Below are 18,880 nucleotides of genomic sequence, written 5' to 3'. Positions count from 1 at the left end.
TTTTGCGCACGGCCATCACATTAAGCCCACAAAGTCACACCGTGCCGCAACTTAAATTCAGGAAAGCCGCTATGAGTCGCAATGTCTATGTGATTGGGGTCGGCATGATCCCTTTCGTCAAGCCGGGCGCCAACGCGCCCTATCCGCAAATGGCCGCTGCCGCCTTGCGTGCCGCGATGGTCGATGCCGGCGTGGGTTACGCGCAGGTAGAGCAGGCGTACGTCGGTTACGTCTATGGTGACTCCACTGCAGGCCAGCGCGCGCTATACGAAGTCGGCATGACCGGTATCCCGGTGGTCAACGTCAACAACAACTGCTCCACCGGTTCCAGCGCGCTGTTCCTGGCCAATCAGGCAGTCAGCGGCGGTGCGGCGGAATGTGCCCTGGCGCTGGGTTTTGAGCAAATGAGCCCGGGTGCGCTGGGCACGCTCTTTGGCGACCGCCCCAGCCCCTTCGAGCGCTTCGACCTGGCCACCGATGAGTTGGTCGGGCACGCCGGCATCCCGCTCGCGCTGCGCTACTTCGGTGGCGCTGGCCTGGCGCACATGCAGGAGTTCGGCACCCGCCTGGAAACCTTTGCCAAGATCCGCGCCAAAGCCAGTCGCCATGCCGCCAACAACCCGATGGCGTTGTTCCGTAACGTAGTCAGCGCCGAAGACGTGATGAACTCGCCCGCCGTCTGGCCCGGCGTGCTGACGCGCCTGATGGCTTGCCCGCCGACCTGCGGCGCCGGGGCGGCGATCCTCTGTTCGGAGGATTTCCTCAAGCGCCACGGCCTGAAGGGCGCAGTGCGCATTCGTGCGCAATCCATGACCACCGACACGTCCAGGACGTTCGATGCGAGAGACATGCGCGAAGTGGTCGGTTTCAGCATGACCCGCACGGCCGCGCAGAAGGTCTACGAGGCGGCCGGAGTCGGTCCGCAAGATATCCAGGTGGTCGAGTTGCACGACTGTTTCGCACAGAACGAGCTGCTCTCCTACGAGTCGCTGGGCCTGTGCCCGATCGGCGGGGCGGAGCGCTTTGTCGAGGACGGCGATAACACTTATGGCGGCAAATTCGTCACCAATCCTTCCGGCGGGTTGCTCTCCAAGGGCCATCCACTGGGCGCCACCGGCCTGGCCCAGTGCACCGAGCTGGTCCAGCAGTTGCGTGGCGAGGCGGGTCCACGCCAGGTAGACGGCGCGCGTCTGGCTCTGCAACACAATCTCGGGTTGGGCGGCGCCTGCGTCGTCACCCTCTACGAAAAAGTCTGAGGGGCGACGGATGATCGACAAGAAGTGGATCGGCCACGAACTGGCCGCCACCACGATGACGCTTGAGCGCGGGCGTCTTTGCGCATTCGCCCGGACCATTGGCGAGACCGACCCGTTGTACACCGATCTCGCTGCCGCCCAAGGAGCCGGCTTCTGCGACGTGCTGGTCCCGCCGACATTCCTGTTCGGTGCCGAGCTGGATGCCGGCACCGTGGACAGCATGCTGGCGGATCTGGAAATCCCGATCGCGAAGATTCTTCACGGTGAACAGAGCTTCACCTATCACAAGCCGGTGTGCGCCGGGGAAACGGTCACGGTGAAGTCGCGGATCGCCGATATTTTCGACAAGAAAAACGGCGCGCTGGAGTTCCTGGTCAAGACCTCGCAAGTCCACAACGACAAAAACGAGCTGGTCGCCGAGTTGCGCACCGTGCTCGTGGTCCGCAACTGAGGAGTCCCGACCATGAGTCATTCACTGCAACACGTGAAGGTCGGTGACCGGCTGCCACCCCTGACGCTGGCGGCGGTCGACCGCACCACGCTGGCGCGGTTCGGTTGCGCCTCGGGCGACCTCAACCCGATTCATATCGACGTGGATTTCGCCCGCAAGGCCGGCATGCCGGACGTGTTTGCCCACGGCATGTTGAGTATGGCCTGGCTGGGTCGCCTGCTGACCCAGTGGGTGCCGCAAAGCCGGCTGCGCAGCTTTGGCGTGCGCTTCCAGGGCATCACTCACCTGGGGCACGTCATCACCTGCAAGGGCCAGGTAACCGAGATCGTCGAAGTCAACGGCGAACGTTGCGCCAGGGTCGAGGTGGCCACGGTCAACCAGTACGGCCAGGTCAAGATCGTCGGCGACGCGTTGATCGCCATCGCCATAGGCTAACCCCTTTTTTCAACCTTTTGCGGAAGAGACAGATGAGCAAGAAACTCGAAGGTAAAGTTGCCCTGATTACCGGTTCCGGTCGTGGAATCGGCCGTGCCATCGCCCTGAAGCTGGCAGCCGATGGTGCCCGCGTGGTGGTCAATGACCTTGACGCCGAGCCGGCTCAGGAAGTGGTCGAGGCCATCAAGGCCATGGGCGGTGAAGCCGTCGCCTGTATCGGCAGCGTTTCAGCGCCTGACTTCGCCGAGCGCTTCGTCGGCACCGCGATCGAGCATTACAAGGGTCTGGACATCATCGTCAACAACGCGGGCTACACCTGGGACAGCGTGATCCAGAAGATGACTGACGAGCAGTGGTACGCCATGCTCGATGTGCACCTTACCGCGCCATTTCGCATCCTGCGCGCGGCGCAGCCGGTCATCCGCAACCTGGTCAAGGCTGAACAGGACGCCGGTCTGCGTAACATTCGCAAAGTGGTGAACATTTCCTCCGTTGCCGGGTTGTTCGGTAATGCCGGTCAGGCCAACTATTCCACCGCCAAGGCCGGTATCACCGGCATGACCATGACGCTGGCCAAGGAGTGGGGGCGCCTGAACACCACCGTCAACTGCGTGGCCTACGGCTTTATCAAGACTCGTCTGACCGAAGCCACCGCCGACGGTAACGCCACCGCCGAGATCGAAGGTCGCGAGATCAAGGTCGGCATCAACCCTGACCTGATGACCATGCTCGAGCGCAGCATTCCGTTGGGGCGTGCCGGCACCCCGCAAGAAGCTGCCGGCTCGGTGTACATGTTCTGCATTCCCGAGTCCGACTATGTCAGTGGCCAGACGTTGATCTGTAGCGGCGGTCTGACCGGAATCTAAGCGCCACCGCTGTCCGGGCAATCCGAAGCATTCAGTCAAAACAACAAGGACAAATCATGAAAGACAAGCGCGCGTGGTTGTCGCGGATGGCCCTGGTGGGCGTCTCGTTGATAGGCCTTTCGGCGACAGCCGGGGCGGCGGATAAACCCAATATTCTGGTGATCTTCGGCGACGATATCGGCCAGACCAACATCAGTGCCTATAGCCATGGCGTGGTCGGCTACAAAACACCGAACATCGATCGCATTGCCAATGAAGGCATGATGTTCACTGACTACTACGCGGAGAACAGTTGCACCGCAGGACGTTCTTCGTTCATCACCGGCCAGACGCCGTTGCGTACTGGCCTGACCAAAGTCGGAATGCCCGGTGCGCCAGTCGGCCTGCAGGCGCGCGACATTACCATTGCGCAGGCACTCAAGGCTCGGGGCTATTCGACCGGTCAGTTCGGCAAGAACCACCTGGGTGACCGCGATGAGTTCCTGCCGAGCAATCACGGTTTTGACGAGTTCTTCGGTAATTTGTATCACCTCAACGCCGAAGAAGAGCCCGAGCGTGCCAATTGGCCTAAAGATGATCCGGACTTTGTCAAGGCCGCCACACCGCGTGGGGTCATCCATTCCTATGCCGATGGCAAGATTGAAGACACCGGCGCACTGACCGCCAAGCGCATGGAAACCATCGACGACGAAACCACCGCCGCTGCTCAAGCGTTCATGGAGAGACAAGCCAAGGCAGACAAACCGTTTTTCGTGTGGATGAACACCACCCGCATGCACCTGTTTACCCATGTGCGCGACTCGATGAAAGGCCAGAGTGGCATGCCCGGCAACGAGTACGCGGACGGCATGCTCGAGCACGACGGTGACGTCGGCAAACTGCTGAAAACCCTCGACGACCTGAAGATCGCCGACAACACCATCGTCGTCTACACCACCGACAATGGTCCGAATCAGTTTTCCTGGCCGGACGCGGCAACCACACCGTTCCGCAACGAAAAAAACTCCAACTGGGAAGGCGGGTTCCGTGTGCCGGCGATGGTTCGTTGGCCGGGCAAGATCAAGGCTGGTGAAGTGTCCACTGAAATGTTCTCCGGTCTCGACTGGTTCCCGACCTTGCTGGCGGTAGCGGGTGATACCGACGTCAAGGAACGCCTGCTCAAGGGGGCGAATTTTGCGGGCAAGAATTTCAAGGTGCACCTGGACGGCTACAACCAGCTCGACTATCTGACCGGCAAGGCCAAGAGCGGTGCGCGCAAGGAGTTCTACTACTTCAACGACGACGGCGTGCTGGTCGCGTCGCGTTTCGGTGACTGGAAGGCGGTGTTCTGCGAGCAGCGCAAGCCAGGAGGTTTTGAGGTCTGGAGCGAACCTTTCGTCTGTCTGCGGGCGCCGAAGATCTTCAACTTGCGCATGGACCCCTATGAACGGGCGGACGTTGTTTCCAATCAGTACTACGACTGGATAATCAAGAACGCCTACCTGCTTGGTGTGGCCACGATGAAAGCCGCGAAGTTCCTGCAAACTTTCGTCGAGTACCCGCCCAGCCAGAAACCGGCCAGCTTCAGTATCGACCAGGTACGCAAGCGGGTGGATGCGCAGATCGAAGAAAACGCGCGGCAGCAGAAGCAGCAGTAACCCATCGATGCCACCTCCGGGTGGCATCTTTGTTTGCGCGACGAAGATTTCACCCGAGTGTCGTGCCAGGCAAGGCGGCCGGCAACTGAGGTCAAGTGCAATAGCTTTGATGTCTTCGGCTATTTGAAGTCCACAGTGACGGCCATACCCTCTGCTCACGCAGCGATACCTGCATGGTTGAACGCGACAGTGGGTGTTGGTGGTCTTCAGTTCAGAGGAATCAAGGCATGATCCAGGAAATGGCGGTTCAGCGAGTGGCCCGCGTGTTCAATACCCAGCGTGAGGCTTTCCGTGCTCAACCTCATTCCTCGCTGGCTGAGCGCCAGGCCAATCTGATCGCACTGCGCACCCAGCTACGGCGTTACCAGGACGCCATTGTCGCGGCGATGAGCGCCGATTTTGGCCATCGCTCCGCCGTCGACACCAAGTTCCTTGACCTGATGGGTTGCATCTTGCACATCAATCACACCCTCAAGCATCTGGGGAGCTGGATGAAGCCAAGCCGACGCCCCACAGAGCTGCTGTTCAAGGGCAATCAGTTGTGGGTGGAGTATCAGGCGAAAGGCGTGGTGGGGGTCATATCGGCATGGAATTTCCCGATTTACATTGCCGTTGCGGGTCTGGTCAGTGCGCTCGCCGCAGGCAATCGGGTGATGCTCAAGATGTCCGAGTTCAACCCGCACACCAACGAGGTCCTCAAGCGTTTGCTGGCAGAGGTGTTCGACGACTCGCAAGTGGCCTTGGTCGGTGGTGAGCTTGAAGACCCGGGTTTTTTCTCTTCGCTGCCATTCGACCACATCATCTTCACCGGGTCCCCTGGGGTCGGGCGTCTGGTCATGCGTGCCGCCGCAGCCAACCTGACACCGGTAACACTGGAGTTGGGTGGCAAGTCACCTGCGGTGGTGCTGGCGGACTACAACCTGAGCGATGCCGCGCGACGTATCGTTCACGGCAAGGGCACCAATGGCGGGCAGATCTGCATTGCACCGGACTACGCCCTGGTTCCCCAGGACGATATCGAGCGCTTCGTCGGCGAAGTCCGTGGTCAGTTCCAGGCGCTGTACGGTGCGCAGCCGGCCGCTAACGATGACTACAGTTCGATCATCGATGATCGTCAGTTTCAGCGCCTCCAGGGCCTGCTTGAAGATGCGCGGGCCAAGGGCGCCCGGATCATTGTCTGTGGCGAGGTTGCCCCGGGGCGCAGGATGCCGTTGCACATCCTGACGGGTGTGACGCCGGAAATGCGGGTGATGCAGGAAGAAATTTTCGGTCCGCTGCTGCCGGTATTGGGTTATGACAGCCTCACCGGTGTAGTGGCCCACATCAACAGCGGGCAACGTCCCCTGGCGCTGTACATTTTTTCAACCGACACGACGAGCATCGATCGATTGCTCAAACGGACCCATTCCGGTGGCGTGACCATCAACGATTGGGGCTGGCACGCTTTCAACCACGGTGCTCCTTTCGGTGGCACGGGAAATTCCGGTATGGGCAACTATCACGCAGAAGAAGGGTTTCGCGAGCTCAGTCACGCACGCACTGTGTTCAAGAGGCGTACCTGGTTTCCCACCCATCTCTTCCATCCACCCTTTGGCGGCCGGCTTCAGAGCCTGGCGCTGGCGTTTTACCTGGGCAAGCCGGATGCGGATGTGAAGTCTTGAGGAAGATTGATATGAGTCAGAGTGTGTTCGATTACGTGGTGGTGGGTGGTGGCTCGGGTGGCTGTCCGGTGGCGGCGCGCCTCAGTGAAGATCCTCAGGTCAGTGTTTGCCTGCTCGAAGCCGGCGGCAGTGACAAGAAAGTCTTGATTCAGGCACCACCGGGCGTAGTGGTGATGATGCGCGAAGGTTTCCATAACTGGTCCTACGAAACCGTGCCCCAGCCGGGGCTCAACGGGCGCAAGGGTTACCAGCCGCGTGGCAAGGCGTTGGGCGGGTCCAGTTCGATCAACGGCATGGTCTACGTCCGCGGCCATCGCTGGGACTATGACCATTGGGAGAACCTCGGCAACGCCGGCTGGAGTTATGAGGAGGTTCTTCCGTATTTCAAGAAGTCGGAACACAACGAGCGCTTTGGCGAGACCGAGTTCCATGGCGCTGGCGGCCCGCTGAATGTCGCTGAACTGAAGTCGCCGAGCCCGCTGTGCGAAGTCTTCATGAGCGCCGCCGAGGAGCAGGGCATCGCCCGTACTGACGACTACAACGGTCGCCAGCAGGACGGTTGCTTCCGCTACCAGGTGACCCAGAAGGACGGAGAACGCTGCAGCGCGGCCAAGGGCTACCTGTGGCCGATCCTTGATCGGAAAAATTTGCAGCTTTTCCTCAATGCACCGTTTCACAGCCTGATCTTCGAGGGCAAGCGCTGCGTGGGTGTGCGTTACCACAACGGCAAGGATGTGCAGGAAGTGCGTGCCCGCCGTGAAGTGATTCTCGCCGCTGGCGCCTTTGGTACTCCACAGGCCTTGATGCTGTCGGGCATCGGGCCGGCCGAGGAGTTGACGCGGCTGGGTATCCCGGTGCTGGTGGACCTGCCAGGCGTAGGCCAGAACCTGCAGGATCACATCGACTACACGGTGCCGTACAAGGTCAGTCATCCGGAGGGTTGCCTGGGTCTCACCGTGGGTTCCAGCGTCAAGCTGGCCGCCGCCGCCGTGGAGTGGGCGAGCAAGCGCAGCGGCATGCTGACCACCAATTTCGCCGAGGCCGGCGCCTTCCTGCGTTCCGATCCGGCGCTGGACAAACCGGACCTGCAGATGGTCTTCGTCACCGCCGTGGTCGACGACCATGGTCGTCACCTGCATTGGGGTTATGGCTACAGCTGCCATATCGAGGTACTGCGCCCGAAAAGCACAGGCACCGTGACCCTGCGCAGCCGCAATCCGCTCGACGCGCCGGTCATCGACCCACGCTTTTTCGATCGACGGGAAGACATCGAGTTGCTGATCCAGGCGGCGAAGACCCAGGCCCGGATCCTCGAGTCCACCCATTTCGCCCGTTTCGGGCCGCAACTGATCTATCCCGTCGACTGGAATGACGACCGGCAGATCGAGCAGGACATACGCCGTCGCGCGGATACCCAGTATCACCCGGTAGGCAGCTGCAAGATGGGCCCTGACAGTGACCCGCTGGCCGTGGTCGATGCGCGTCTGCGGGTGCGCGGTGTCGAAGGCCTGCGGATTGCCGACGCCTCGATCATGCCGACCATTCCCGGGGGCAATACCAACGCGCCGACCATCATGATCGGTGAAAAGGCTGCCGCCATGCTCAAGGAAGACGCGCGTCACCTGTGAGCCTGTCTGTGATTCGAGTTACTTCCACGAAGCGATCAAGGCCCCGAGCCAACAAGGGACCTAGTGTCAAGCATGGGGTGTCACAATGGACAAAAATGATAAAGAGCTCTCCCTGCAAGCCGCCAAGCACACGCTTAGCCTGAATCCAGCGTTCGGCCCTCGCGGGCGCGACATACTCAGCAGCGCTCGCATGGTCCTGCAACAAGTGTTGAAGCAACCCGTGCACAGCGCCCGGCACATGGCTGCGTTCGGCATGGAACTGAAAAACATCCTGCTCGACCGTTCGGACCTCAAGCCGGCGGCGGGGGACAAGCGTTTCGATGAGCCAGCCTGGCAGGGCAACCCGCTGTATCGTCGCTATATGCGGGCCTACTTGGCCTGGTGCCGGGAAATGAACGACTGGATCAGTAGCAGCAACCTCAGCGATCAGGATGCCAGCCGTGGCCAGTTCGTCATCAACCTGCTGGCCGAGGCGATGGCGCCGACCAACACCCTGGCTAACCCAGCGGCCCTCAAGCGTTTCTTTGAAACCGGTGGCAAGAGCATTCTGGATGGATTCGCGCACTTGACCCGCGATCTGATTGAAAACGGTGGCATGCCCAGCCAGGTGGACAAGACGGCTTTCGAGGTGGGCGGCAATCTGGGCACGACGCCTGGCGCGGTGGTGTTTCGAAACGAGGTGCTGGAGCTGATTCAGTACAAACCTCGAAGCGAGCAGGTGCTGGAGCGCCCGTTGCTGGTGGTGCCGCCCCAGATCAACAAGTTCTACCTGTTTGATCTGGCGCCAGAGAAGAGCCTGATTGGTTTCCTTCTCGACAGTGGCATCCAGACCTTTGCCGTCAGTTGGCGCAATCCGGGCAAGGCGCAGCGCGAGTGGGGCTTGTCCACCTATGTCGAAGCCCTGAAAGAGGCGGTCGACGCAGTGCTGGCAATTACCGGCAGCACTGATCTGAACACCTTTGGCGCGTGCTCCGGAGGCAGCACCATGTCGTCGCTTTTGGGCCACTATGCGGCACTGGGCGAGAGCAAGGTGAATGCCTTCACCCTGGTGGTCAGCATGCTCGATATTCGCCCCGACACCCAGGTCTCGCTGTTCGCTGATGAGAAAACCCTGGAGGCGGCCAAGCGCCGTTCCTATCAAGCGGGTGTGCTGGAAGGTCGTGAGCTGGCAAAAGTCTTCGCCTGGATGCGCCCCAACGACCTGATATGGAGCTACTGGATCAACAACTACCTGCTCGGTAACGAGCCGCCGGCATTCGATGTCCTCTACTGGAACAACGACACCACCAACCTGCCGGCCGCGCTGCACGGCGAATTCATCGAGATGTACCAGACCAACCCGTTGGCCCGTGCCGGCGCCCTGGAGGTCTGCGGCACTCCAATAGATCTCAAGCAGGTCACCAGCGATTTCTATTGCATGGCGGGTCTGACCGACCACATCACCCCATGGGATGCGTGCTACCGCTCGATGCACCTGTTCGGCGGCCAGGGTGAGTTCGTGGTGTCCAACAGCGGGCATATCCAGAGCATCCTCAACCCGCCGGGTAACCCCAAGGCCCGCTTCATGACCGGCAGCAACCTGCCGGTTGATGCCCAGGATTGGCTGGAAGGTTCCAGTAAAGAGACCGGCTCCTGGTGGACTCACTGGTTGGCCTGGTTGCAAGCACGCTCCGGTCAGAGCAGGAAGGCCCCCATCAAGCTGGGCAACAAGGCTTACGTCGCTGCTGAAGCGGCTCCTGGCACCTACGTGCACGTGCGCTGACTCGCTGTAGCCGGACGGGCGCTTGCGTCCCGTCCTGTCCACGTTCCAGATCCCTTGGCCCGGCGCCGCAGAAGGAACCTCCGTAACATGTCACAGCCCTTTGTCTATCGCACCATCGAACTGGAGGGGGGGCATCTGCGCGTTGCCATTCGTCCAGGCAAGGCCGATCTGCCGCCGTTGCTAGTCTTCAATGGCATTGGCGCCAACCTGGAGCTTTTGTTTCCATTCGTCCGGGCGCTTGATCCGGACATGGAAGTGATCGCCTTCGACGTGCCCGGCGTCGGCGGCTCCTCCCTGCCGAGCTTGCCTTACCGGTTTTCTGACCTGGCGAAACGGGTTTCGCGCATGCTCGATTATCTGGACGTTGGCCAGGTCAACGTGATCGGCGTGTCCTGGGGCGGAGCGCTGGCACAACAGTTCGCCCACGATTTTCCGCAGCGTTGCAAGAAACTGATCCTGGCCGCCACGTGTGCAGGCATGGTGATGCTGCCGGCCAAACCCAAAGTGCTCTGGAGGATGGCCACTCCGCGCCGTTACATCCAGCCGTCCTACGGCGCGCGGATCGCGCCGGACATCTATGGCGGCGCTTTTCGCCATGACCCGGCACTGGCACAAGCGTTCGCCAGCAAGGTGCGCTCCGGCGGCAGGCGCGGTTACTACCTGCAACTGTTGGCGGGCCTGGGCTGGACCAGCATCCACTGGCTGCATCGGATCCATCAGCCGACCCTGATTCTGGCCGGCGATGACGACCCGATCATTCCGCTGCCCAACATGCGCCTGCTGGCCAGGCGCATTCCCAATTCGCAATTGCATGTGATCGGCGATGGCCATCTGTTCCTGGTGGCCCGGGCGCAAACCGTTGCACCGATCATCTCGTCCTTCCTCGCGCAGGAACGGCAGCGCGCTAGAATTCATCAAGCGTGACATGAGCAGTTCATTGGTTCGCTAGCCTTATGAAATCCTCCAACACGATACTCATCCGCACCAAATGGTCGCCGCCCCGAATCGATCCCCGGTCGCTGCCGCGCGAGCGTCTGCTGGAACTGATCGAGGCAGGGCGCGAGCGCAAGTTGACCTTGATCCTGGGACCTGCGGGCAGTGGCAAGAGCACGCTGGCGGCGCAATGGCGCCAGCGCTTGATCGGTGCGGGGCTGGACGTCGCCTGGTTCAACCTGGGGGCCGACGACGAGACGCTCTGGGCGGCGTATCTGGTCGCCAGTCTGGGGGCCGCGGGCCTGGCTGTCGGCGACGACATCATTGGCCTGAGCGAGCGCACTGACCAGCGTTCGCTGGAGGTGTTGCTGTCACTGCTGGTCAATGCGCTCTACGAGCATCCTCGATCGATTTATCTCTTCCTCGAAGACCTGCATTTCCTCACTGCGCAGCCGGCATTGGCGATGATCCAGCGCCTGATCGATCTGGCACCGGACAATTTCCATCTGGTGATCACCACACGCCAGCGTCCGGCGCTCAATCTGTTGGCGATCGGCATCAAGGGGCAGTTGACCCAGATTGATTTTGCCGACTTGCGCCTGACGGCCGAGGAACAGTTCAGTCTGCTTGAGCTCAATGGTCTCGAAAAGCTGTCCGGCGAGCAGCAACAACGTCTGTATGAGCTGACGGACGGTTGGGCCGCGGGCCTGCAGATCGGTGTCCTGTCACTTCGCCACAGCGGTAATTTTGAACAGAGCCTGCGAGCCTGTGGCGGCATGGTCATGGCGATCGATGAATCAGGTCTCGATGCCTATCTGGATGACTGCATCAGTCGTGTGCTTTCTGTCGGGCAAATCGCTGCCATGGTCCAGGTTTCGACCTGCCGACGATTCAATCGCGAGCTGTGCGTCGCATTGACAGGCAGCCCGGAGAACGCAGCGGTGCTTGACATATTGCTCGAGCAGAACCTGTTCCTGTTGCCGATCGACCTCGAGGGTCGCCTGCAGTGGTTCCGTTTCCACCAGATGTTTTCCGGGTATCTGCAGCGGCGTCGCAATGAGCTGCCGGTTGTGGAGGTGATTCGGGTCAATCACGCCGCCAGCCAATGGTTTGCTGACCATGGTTTGTACGTCGAGGCGATTCGTCATGCTCAGGCAGCCCGGGATCTTGAGGGCAGCGTGCAGTTGCTGGCACGGGCGGCGAGGTCGCTGATCGGTGACGCGCATTTTGCACAACTGCTGCAGTTGGCCGACGAGTTGCCGCGTGAAGCCTGGTCCAAGCAGATTGACCTGCTCCTGGCGGTTGCCTGGGCAGAACTCACCTGCAATCGCATGGAGAGATTCGAGCTCACACTCGCCTCGATCGAAGCTCACCCGGAAGTCAGCCGGCAGAAAATAGACACTGAATTGCAATTGCTGAGGGCCATGTTCCTGCTCAGGAGGGACGATACGACAGCTGTACTGGCGCTGCTCGAGCCCTTGATGGCGCAGCCGCCCAGCCAGCGCCACTTTCACCTGCTGATGCTCTATACCCTTGGCGGCGTGGCATTGCTCAAGGCGGGTCGAACAGTGTTTGTACGGGATCTGGTCTACAGCACGCGAGGTCTGCTCCGGCGCGCGCAAGGCCCTCGGGCCCGGCCGTTTTTCGATGCGCTGTGTGGCCTCAGTTTTTTTGTCCAGGGCGATATGAACCAGGCCCGCCGCGATCTCGAAGGTGTCCTGGTGCAAGTGACGCGCAACGAGTCACTGGCGCAGGATGTCGCCATCTTCATCAAGTCCACCCTGGCGTTGACCTGCTATCACTTGAACAGCCTGGAAGCCGCCGGGGATTACGTTGAAGGCTGCTTCGGGGTCGCCGAGGTCTTGGGGACCTCTGACTGCATTTTGTATACCTACCTTGCCCAGGCGCATTTGCAGTGTGCTGCGGGCAGGCTGGAGGCGGCCCACGCCACCCTCGATCGATTGGGCGAGATCGCCGAAAGCATTGGCCTTGATCGCCTGCAGGCGTGGCGTTTTGCCGAGCAGATACGTATCGCCTGCCATCAGCACGATCTGGCCCGCGCGCGCGAGCTGTTTCGCAGACTGCGCGCGCTGGCCATGCCTTACCTGGACAAGCGCGGTTGTGCCTGGGCGGAGATCCCCCTGGCCAGCGCAATGGCACACACGGCCTTGGCCCTGGCCGAAGGCGACTATCGATGCGCGGTCGAAGTAGGAGAAAGCTGGGCACTGGTCTGTCAGGAGTGGGGGCAGTTACAACCAGCCACCGTGCTGCGAATCCGTGTCGCTATTGCCAGGACAGCGCTCCATGAACCACAGGAGGCCCAGCGCCACCTGTCCACGGCACTGCGCAATGCCTGCGAATACGGGATGTTCCGGGTGTTTCTTGACGAAGGAGCGGCGGGGCTGCGCCTGCTGCAATCGCTGAGTGTCGATGCGCTGACAGCGCTGGAGCGTGACTACATTCAACACTGTCTGATGCACGGCGCCGATGCGCAGAGCGTCTCGAGCGGGACAGGTGAGGGTGGTCGAGCGCCTGCGCCTGGCAGCGATATCCTCTCGCCCCGTGAGCTTGAAGTGGTCGAACATCTGGCCCGTGGGCTGTCAACCAAGAGCATCGCCAAGGCCCTCGATCTTTCGCCTGGAACCATCAAGTGGCACCTGAAGAATATCTTCGGCAAGTTGGGTGCCTTTTCTCGCGAGGATGCAGTGAGCAAGGCGCGGCAAGTCGGGTTGCTTAACTAGCGCAGCATAGTCTTGGCATCCTTGCAAAAGTCCAGGTATTGAACCGTTGAACCGCGCCACCACCCCTCCCTAGATGGGAGGGTTACCAGTTTTCACCTTGGGGTAGGGTGCCGGGTAACGGTGGTGAAACCGTGCATGCAGGGTTCATGTGAGCGCTGATGGCTCCAGACCTGCAATGCTCCTGCCCCCAAGCGGTGAGCGCCCGGCATTGCCGTCTCCTGCCGTCAAGGCACGGACAATAACAATAGCTGCAATATCAGGAGAGACCATGTACTTCACTCAGCCCTTGCACCGTAATCTACAGTGCGCGCCCGAGCGATTAATGACGATCTACGGCGATCGCAGTCGTACTCTGCAGCAGTTTGTCGAGCGTGTTGCGAGACTGGCCGGGGCGTTGCGTGAGCTTGGCGTACAGAGCGGCGATTGCGTCGCCATGCTGGGTTTGAACTCTGATCGTTACCTCGAATATTGCTTCGCCGTACCTTGGGCCGATGCCGTTCTCAATCTTTGCAACACACGCTGGAGTGCGGAGGAGAACGCTTATGCCCTGACCGATTCGCAAACCTCGGTACTGTTGGTTGACGAGACCTTCAAGGACATCGGTCTGCGCTTATCCAGGCAGGTTCCTTCGTTGCGTCATGTCATCTACGTCGGTGACGGCACCACGCCGGATGGGATGCTGGATTACGAAACGCTGATTGCCCGGGCCTCGCCCATGGAGGATGCCCGCCGTGGCGGCGATTCACTCCTTGGTGTGTTCTATACCGGCGGCACCACGGGTTTCCCCAAGGGCGTGATGATCAGTCATACGGCCTTCTGGAGCAGCCAGATTGCGCTGGATGTCGAGGGCCTGGTACCGCCTGATTCGGTCATGCTGCGCGCAGCACCGATGTTCCATCTGGCGGACATGTCCACCGGTTATGTCGGTGTGCTCGAAGGCGCGACTCACGTCATTCTGCCGGCGTTCCAGCCGGCCGAAGCGATGGCGGCGATTCAGCGTCACGGCATTCAGGTGGCCATGCTGGTGCCGACCATGATTCAGTTGTTGATCAATCATCCCGAGGTGGACAATTACGACCTGTCCTCGTTGCAGCACCTGGTGTACGGCGCTTCGCCCATTCAGGAGCAGACGCTGTGGAGCCTGCAGGCCATGCTGCCGCAACTGCAGCTGTTCCAGGCTTATGGCCAGACGGAGATGTCGCCCATCGTTTCGCTGCTCGGCCCGGCTCAGCACACCGCGGCGGCCGCCGCTGCCGGCATGCTGCGCTCCTGTGGTCGTGCCACCCGGGCGGTGGAAGTCAAGATCGTCGACGACGATGGCTGTGAGGTGCCACGTGGCAGCATCGGTGAAATCGTCGTTCGGGGCCCGAATGCAATGAGCGGGTACCTGAACAAACCCGAGCAAACCCTGGCGGCTCTGCCTGGCGATGGCTGGTTGCGTACGGGGGACGGGGCCAGGATGGACGAAAATGGCTACATCTTCATTGTCGACCGCCTTAAGGACATGATTGTCACCGGTGGCGAAAACGTGTTCTCGGCGGAGGTCGAGAATGCCTTGTGCAGCCATCCGGATATCGCCATGTGTGCGGTGATCGGGATCCCTAGCGAGCAATGGGGCGAGGCGGTGCATGCCGTGGTGGTACTCAAGCCTGGCACTGAACCGAATGGCGAAGAATTGATCGCCCATTGCAAGCGTCAGATTGCTGGCTACAAAGCGCCGAAAAGCGTGGAGTTCCGTGCTGCGTTACCGCTCTCGGGCGCTGGCAAGGTGCTCAAGAGCGAACTGCGTGAACCGTTCTGGCAGGGCAGTTCGCGGCGTGTTGGTTGAGCGACCCATCTCCGGGCGCAATCGACCATGGATGACTTGAGCCGGCAACTGCCAAGTCATCGATGAGCTCTTGTGGACAGCCTTTGCGACCCGGCTGTTTCTCCCTTCCTGCTTGATTCGCCCCGGCTGTTGTGCGCAACAGCCGGCAGCGGCGTGCGCCTGCATTTCCCAATCGCCAGTGCTGTGTGACCTCCTTTCCTGCCTCCCTCCCAACCCCCTCCCATCTCGGGAGGGTTAAGCGCTGCGCAGTCAATGTTTACTTGTCCGGCCAGTCTCTGGCGGCCGGGTGGTTGGGGAGGGAGGTTTTTTCACAGGGAATCCAGGAGCCAAAGAGTGGTGGGTTGAACCGTAGCGTCGGGATTATTTAGGAATGTGAACAATGATAAGAATAAGTTCGCCACAAACAGGCTTTGTCCGGCATCAGCTTGGTCAGGCAGTCGTGCTTGGAATTCTCGGAGTGGGCGCCGGCAATGCCCAGGCATTCAATTTTGATACCGAGAGCGGTTGGTCGGGGAGCCTCGACACCACACTTTCCGTTGGCAGCAGCTGGCGCGCCGAAGGGCGTGATAACGAGTTGTACAGTCGACTCGACGGACAGGTGATCGGCAAGACCGACGGCCTGGGCGGTTCCAATACCGATGGCGGCAACCTCAACTACGATCGCGGCGACCGGTTTTCTACCATCGGCAAGTTCCTCACCGAACTGAACCTGCACAACGGCGACATGGGCGGCATGCTGCGCGTGAAGGGCTGGTACGACCAGGCGCTGGAAGACGAAGACGTGCATTTCGGCAACCAGGCCAATGGTTACCAGAAAAAGCCATTGTCCGATAACGGCTTTGACGACCTGCAAAGGAACAAAGGCGTTTACCTGCTCGACGCCTACGTCTACGACACCTACCACCTGGACGATCACCCGCTGCAGGTGCGCCTGGGTCGCCAGGTGCTGAATTGGGGCGAGAGCATCTTTGTTCAGGGGCTCAACCAGATCAACCCGATCGACGTTCCTTCACTGCGCCGTCCGGGCACCGAGGTCAAGGAAGCGTTGCTGCCGGTGTGGATGATTTCCAGCAGCTTCGGCTTGAGTGACGGGCTGTCGCTGGAAGCGTTCTACCAGTTCAAGTGGGAGCCTACTGCCGTTGAGGGCTGTGGCAACTACTGGTCGACCACCGAAACCATCATTTCGACTCATCCGGGTGGTTGCACCATGGCCACGTCGCTGCCTAACGTCAGCAACCCGGTCGGCTTTCGCAATGGCATGAACGTCCCCCTGAGCACTGGCGATGAAGCCCGGGATTCGGGGCAATGGGGTGTGGCGCTGCACTATCTGGTCGAATCGATAGACACCGAGCTCGGTGCCTACGCCATGACCATCCACTCGCGTACGCCGATCATTTCCGCCCAAAGCGGCGATTGGGGCCGAATTCCCGCCGGGGCGCGAGCACCCTTCCTCAACCCGGTGCAGGTCCATGAAAATCTGCCGTTCGGTGCGACCTCGACGACTGCCTTCTGGGAGTATCCCGAAGACATCCACCTGTATGGCCTGAGCGCCGCTACTACGCTGGCCAGTTGGTCGGTCGGTGCGGAACTGAGCTACTCGCCAAACACGCCGGTACAACGTAACGGCAACGACCTGCTTGCCGCCGCTGCCCAAGGGGTGGGACCGCAAGGCGCGGGCGCGCGAGCCGCTGGCCCGAACGCCTATATCACCGGGTATGACCGCTTCGATAAAACCCAGCTGCAGATCAACGGCATCAACCTGTTCCCCAACGTTCTGGGCGCATCGAGCCTGCAGGTGGCCGGTGAAGTTGCCTTCCAGTGGAACGACATCCCTCAGGGTGACAGCGACATTCGTTACGGTCGCGGTTTCATCTTTGGCCCGGGTTCGGCGCCCAGCTATGGCGGGAACCTCTGCGGCACTGCGACCAACCCGCAACCCGACGGCTGCAAGAACGACGGTTACATCACCGACTTCGCCTGGGGCTACAGATTGCGAGGGCAACTGGAGTACCCGGACCTGTTGGGCGTAGGCGTCAGCACTTACCCGAGTTTGTTTCTGGGGCAGGACGTGGAAGGGGTTTCGATGGACGGTCAGTTCAACGAAGGCCGGTTTACCGTCGGTGCCGGCGTTCGTTTCGACTACCTGAAGGCCCACAGCCTGGAGTTCAACTATGTGACGTACAACAACGACGCCAAGTACGACCCGTTGCGTGACCGGGACTACTACTCGATGAATTACAGCTACAAGTTCTGATGAGGAACAAGGCATGAAAACAATAAAGACTTGCCACACCCCGCGTGCCCTGGCTATTGCCATCGCACTGTTGCTTGGCGGGAACGACGCTTTCGCCAAATTGACCGATGCAGAGGCGGCGCGCCTTGGTAGCGACCTCACTCCGGTTGGCGCCGAGAAGGCCGGCAATGCCGATGGCAGCATTCCAGCCTGGCAGGGCGGCCTGACGGCGCCTCCGGCAGGCTGGAGTCCGGAGAAGGGCTACGTTGATCCGTTCCCGCAAGACAAGCCGCAGATGGTGATCACCGCGGCCAATGCCGATCAATACAAAGACAAGCTGTCGCCCGGCACCCTGGCTTTGTTGAAGAAGTATGACAACTTCAAGATGCCGATCTACCAGACCCGGCGCACCGCCGCACTGCCGACTGAAGTCACCGCCAAAGCCAAGACTCAGTCCACTCAGGTCGAGTTGCAGGGTTTCGGTCTGAGCAACCTCAATGGCTCTAACATACCGTTCCCGATCCCGAAGAACGGTCAGGAAGCAATCTGGAACCACTTGGTTCGCTACTTGGGTGGTGGCTTCGAGCGGACCTATCACTGGTTCCCGGTACGTAGCAGCGGCGAGTTCTACAAGGTTGGTTTCCGCGAGAACCGCGTGTTCGACCAGAACATGGATCGCAGTATGGACAACCACCTGTTTTCCTTCCTGGGCTACTTCCTCGAACCGGCCACGTTGCAGGGCACGGTCTACCTGGTGCGTGAACCGGTGGACCAGGTCAAGGAAGCGCGCTCGGCCTGGATCTACAACGCCGGTGCACGTCGTGTGCGCCGCGCGCCGGACCTGGCGTATGACAACGTCAGCGATGGCACCGAGAGCATGCGGGTGACCGACCAGTACGACGGCTATAACGGCGCACCGGACCGCTATGACTGGAAACTGGTCGGCAAGCAGGAAATCTATGTTCCGTACAACGACTACAAGCTGTCCGATAAGTCGCTGAAATACGAAAACATCCTGCAAAAAGGCACCGTCAATGCCGACCTGATGCGCTACGAACTCCACCGTACGTGGGTCGTCGAGGGCACGCTCAAGGCCGGGCAGAAGCATATCTACGGCAAGCGCGTGATGTATCTCGACGAGGACAGCTGGACCGTGTTGCTCGAAGACGCCTACGACACTCGCGGCCAGCTATGGCGCATTGGCGTGCACCCGACGATCCAGTTCTATGACGTCGGTGTGCCGTGGTACCGCGCCAACATCTTCCATGACCTGAGCAACGGCAACTACATGGTCTCGGGCCTGGACAATGAGGTCAAGCAACCCTGGAAGTTCGGCGTCAAGGGGCGTCAGGCCGACTTCCAACCGGATGCCCTGCGTCGCGCTGGTCACTAAGCCCTCAGGCAGTCTCAAGGCGACCCGATTGCGGGTCGTCGATTACAAATACAAGA

Annotated in this window: 13 protein-coding genes; all 13 read left to right on the top strand. The window is 60.6% G+C overall.

Annotated features, from left to right (window positions below; translation table 11 throughout):
• Nucleotides 1-71 precede the first annotated feature (71 nt).
• The 13 genes from AC3WJW_RS24360 (at nucleotide 72) to AC3WJW_RS24300 (ending at nucleotide 18,824) form a co-directional block, all read left to right on the top strand.
• Nucleotides 72-1,256, top strand: coding sequence for a lipid-transfer protein (locus AC3WJW_RS24360; RefSeq protein WP_493727702.1), 1,185 nt, complete (start codon nucleotides 72-74; stop codon nucleotides 1,254-1,256).
• 10 nt (nucleotides 1,257-1,266) lie between these two features.
• Complete coding sequence (locus AC3WJW_RS24355) at nucleotides 1,267-1,707, top strand: MaoC family dehydratase N-terminal domain-containing protein (RefSeq protein ID WP_095967154.1); 441 nt, start codon at nucleotides 1,267-1,269, stop codon at nucleotides 1,705-1,707.
• Nucleotides 1,708-1,719: 12 nt separating this feature from the next.
• Nucleotides 1,720-2,142 carry a MaoC family dehydratase gene (locus AC3WJW_RS24350; protein WP_095967153.1) on the top strand — a complete coding sequence of 141 codons (423 nt, stop codon included), beginning with the start codon at nucleotides 1,720-1,722 and terminating at the stop codon, nucleotides 2,140-2,142.
• Between the two features lie 32 nt (nucleotides 2,143-2,174).
• Nucleotides 2,175-3,008: an SDR family NAD(P)-dependent oxidoreductase gene (locus AC3WJW_RS24345; RefSeq protein WP_493727701.1), complete on the top strand. Its 834-nt coding sequence runs from the start codon at nucleotides 2,175-2,177 to the stop codon at nucleotides 3,006-3,008.
• 56 nt (nucleotides 3,009-3,064) lie between these two features.
• The gene (locus AC3WJW_RS24340; RefSeq protein WP_102674732.1) at nucleotides 3,065-4,645 is read left to right on the top strand and encodes an arylsulfatase; all 1,581 of its coding nucleotides are present in this window, start codon (nucleotides 3,065-3,067) and stop codon (nucleotides 4,643-4,645) included.
• Between the two features lie 227 nt (nucleotides 4,646-4,872).
• Nucleotides 4,873-6,306, top strand: coding sequence for a coniferyl aldehyde dehydrogenase (locus AC3WJW_RS24335; protein ID WP_493727700.1), 1,434 nt, complete (start codon nucleotides 4,873-4,875; stop codon nucleotides 6,304-6,306).
• Nucleotides 6,307-6,317: 11 nt separating this feature from the next.
• Nucleotides 6,318-7,934 carry a GMC family oxidoreductase gene (locus AC3WJW_RS24330; RefSeq protein ID WP_493727699.1) on the top strand — a complete coding sequence of 539 codons (1,617 nt, stop codon included), beginning with the start codon at nucleotides 6,318-6,320 and terminating at the stop codon, nucleotides 7,932-7,934.
• A gap of 85 nt (nucleotides 7,935-8,019) precedes the next feature.
• Nucleotides 8,020-9,696: a class II poly(R)-hydroxyalkanoic acid synthase gene (phaC, locus tag AC3WJW_RS24325; RefSeq protein ID WP_493727698.1), complete on the top strand. Its 1,677-nt coding sequence runs from the start codon at nucleotides 8,020-8,022 to the stop codon at nucleotides 9,694-9,696.
• Nucleotides 9,697-9,783: 87 nt separating this feature from the next.
• On the top strand, nucleotides 9,784-10,620 hold the full coding sequence (gene phaZ / locus AC3WJW_RS24320) for a poly(3-hydroxyalkanoate) depolymerase (protein WP_218500156.1): 837 nt from the start codon (nucleotides 9,784-9,786) through the stop codon (nucleotides 10,618-10,620).
• 29 nt (nucleotides 10,621-10,649) lie between these two features.
• Nucleotides 10,650-13,370 (top strand): LuxR C-terminal-related transcriptional regulator, encoded by a 2,721-nt coding sequence (locus AC3WJW_RS24315; protein WP_493727697.1) that lies wholly within the window; start codon nucleotides 10,650-10,652, stop codon nucleotides 13,368-13,370.
• Nucleotides 13,371-13,638: 268 nt separating this feature from the next.
• Entirely contained in the window at nucleotides 13,639-15,198 is a 1,560-nt protein-coding gene (locus AC3WJW_RS24310; protein ID WP_493727696.1) for an acyl-CoA synthetase, read from the top strand.
• Nucleotides 15,199-15,637: 439 nt separating this feature from the next.
• Nucleotides 15,638-17,452: a DUF1302 domain-containing protein gene (locus AC3WJW_RS24305; RefSeq protein WP_371317808.1), complete on the top strand. Its 1,815-nt coding sequence runs from the start codon at nucleotides 15,638-15,640 to the stop codon at nucleotides 17,450-17,452.
• Between the two features lie 13 nt (nucleotides 17,453-17,465).
• On the top strand, nucleotides 17,466-18,824 hold the full coding sequence (locus AC3WJW_RS24300) for a DUF1329 domain-containing protein (RefSeq protein ID WP_493727695.1): 1,359 nt from the start codon (nucleotides 17,466-17,468) through the stop codon (nucleotides 18,822-18,824).
• Nucleotides 18,825-18,880: the final 56 nt, after the last annotated feature.

The organism is Pseudomonas sp. GW821-FHT07G06 (genome assembly GCF_058986625.1).
This window is presented reverse-complemented; position numbering and strand designations above follow the sequence as displayed.

What these genes read in the sequence shown, in the direction of transcription:
- AC3WJW_RS24355 (WP_095967154.1), top strand. Translation starts at nt 1,267, where the DNA reads ATGATCGACAAGAAGTGGATCGGCCACGAACTGGCCGCCACCACGATG.
- AC3WJW_RS24340 (WP_102674732.1), top strand. Translation starts at nt 3,065, where the DNA reads ATGAAAGACAAGCGCGCGTGGTTGTCGCGGATGGCCCTGGTGGGCGTC.
- AC3WJW_RS24300 (WP_493727695.1), top strand. Translation starts at nt 17,466, where the DNA reads ATGAAAACAATAAAGACTTGCCACACCCCGCGTGCCCTGGCTATTGCC.
- AC3WJW_RS24315 (WP_493727697.1), top strand. Translation starts at nt 10,650, where the DNA reads ATGAAATCCTCCAACACGATACTCATCCGCACCAAATGGTCGCCGCCC.
- AC3WJW_RS24350 (WP_095967153.1), top strand. Translation starts at nt 1,720, where the DNA reads ATGAGTCATTCACTGCAACACGTGAAGGTCGGTGACCGGCTGCCACCC.
- AC3WJW_RS24345 (WP_493727701.1), top strand. Translation starts at nt 2,175, where the DNA reads ATGAGCAAGAAACTCGAAGGTAAAGTTGCCCTGATTACCGGTTCCGGT.
- AC3WJW_RS24360 (WP_493727702.1), top strand. Translation starts at nt 72, where the DNA reads ATGAGTCGCAATGTCTATGTGATTGGGGTCGGCATGATCCCTTTCGTC.
- AC3WJW_RS24310 (WP_493727696.1), top strand. Translation starts at nt 13,639, where the DNA reads ATGTACTTCACTCAGCCCTTGCACCGTAATCTACAGTGCGCGCCCGAG.
- AC3WJW_RS24330 (WP_493727699.1), top strand. Translation starts at nt 6,318, where the DNA reads ATGAGTCAGAGTGTGTTCGATTACGTGGTGGTGGGTGGTGGCTCGGGT.
- AC3WJW_RS24335 (WP_493727700.1), top strand. Translation starts at nt 4,873, where the DNA reads ATGATCCAGGAAATGGCGGTTCAGCGAGTGGCCCGCGTGTTCAATACC.
- phaC (WP_493727698.1), top strand. Translation starts at nt 8,020, where the DNA reads ATGGACAAAAATGATAAAGAGCTCTCCCTGCAAGCCGCCAAGCACACG.
- phaZ (WP_218500156.1), top strand. Translation starts at nt 9,784, where the DNA reads ATGTCACAGCCCTTTGTCTATCGCACCATCGAACTGGAGGGGGGGCAT.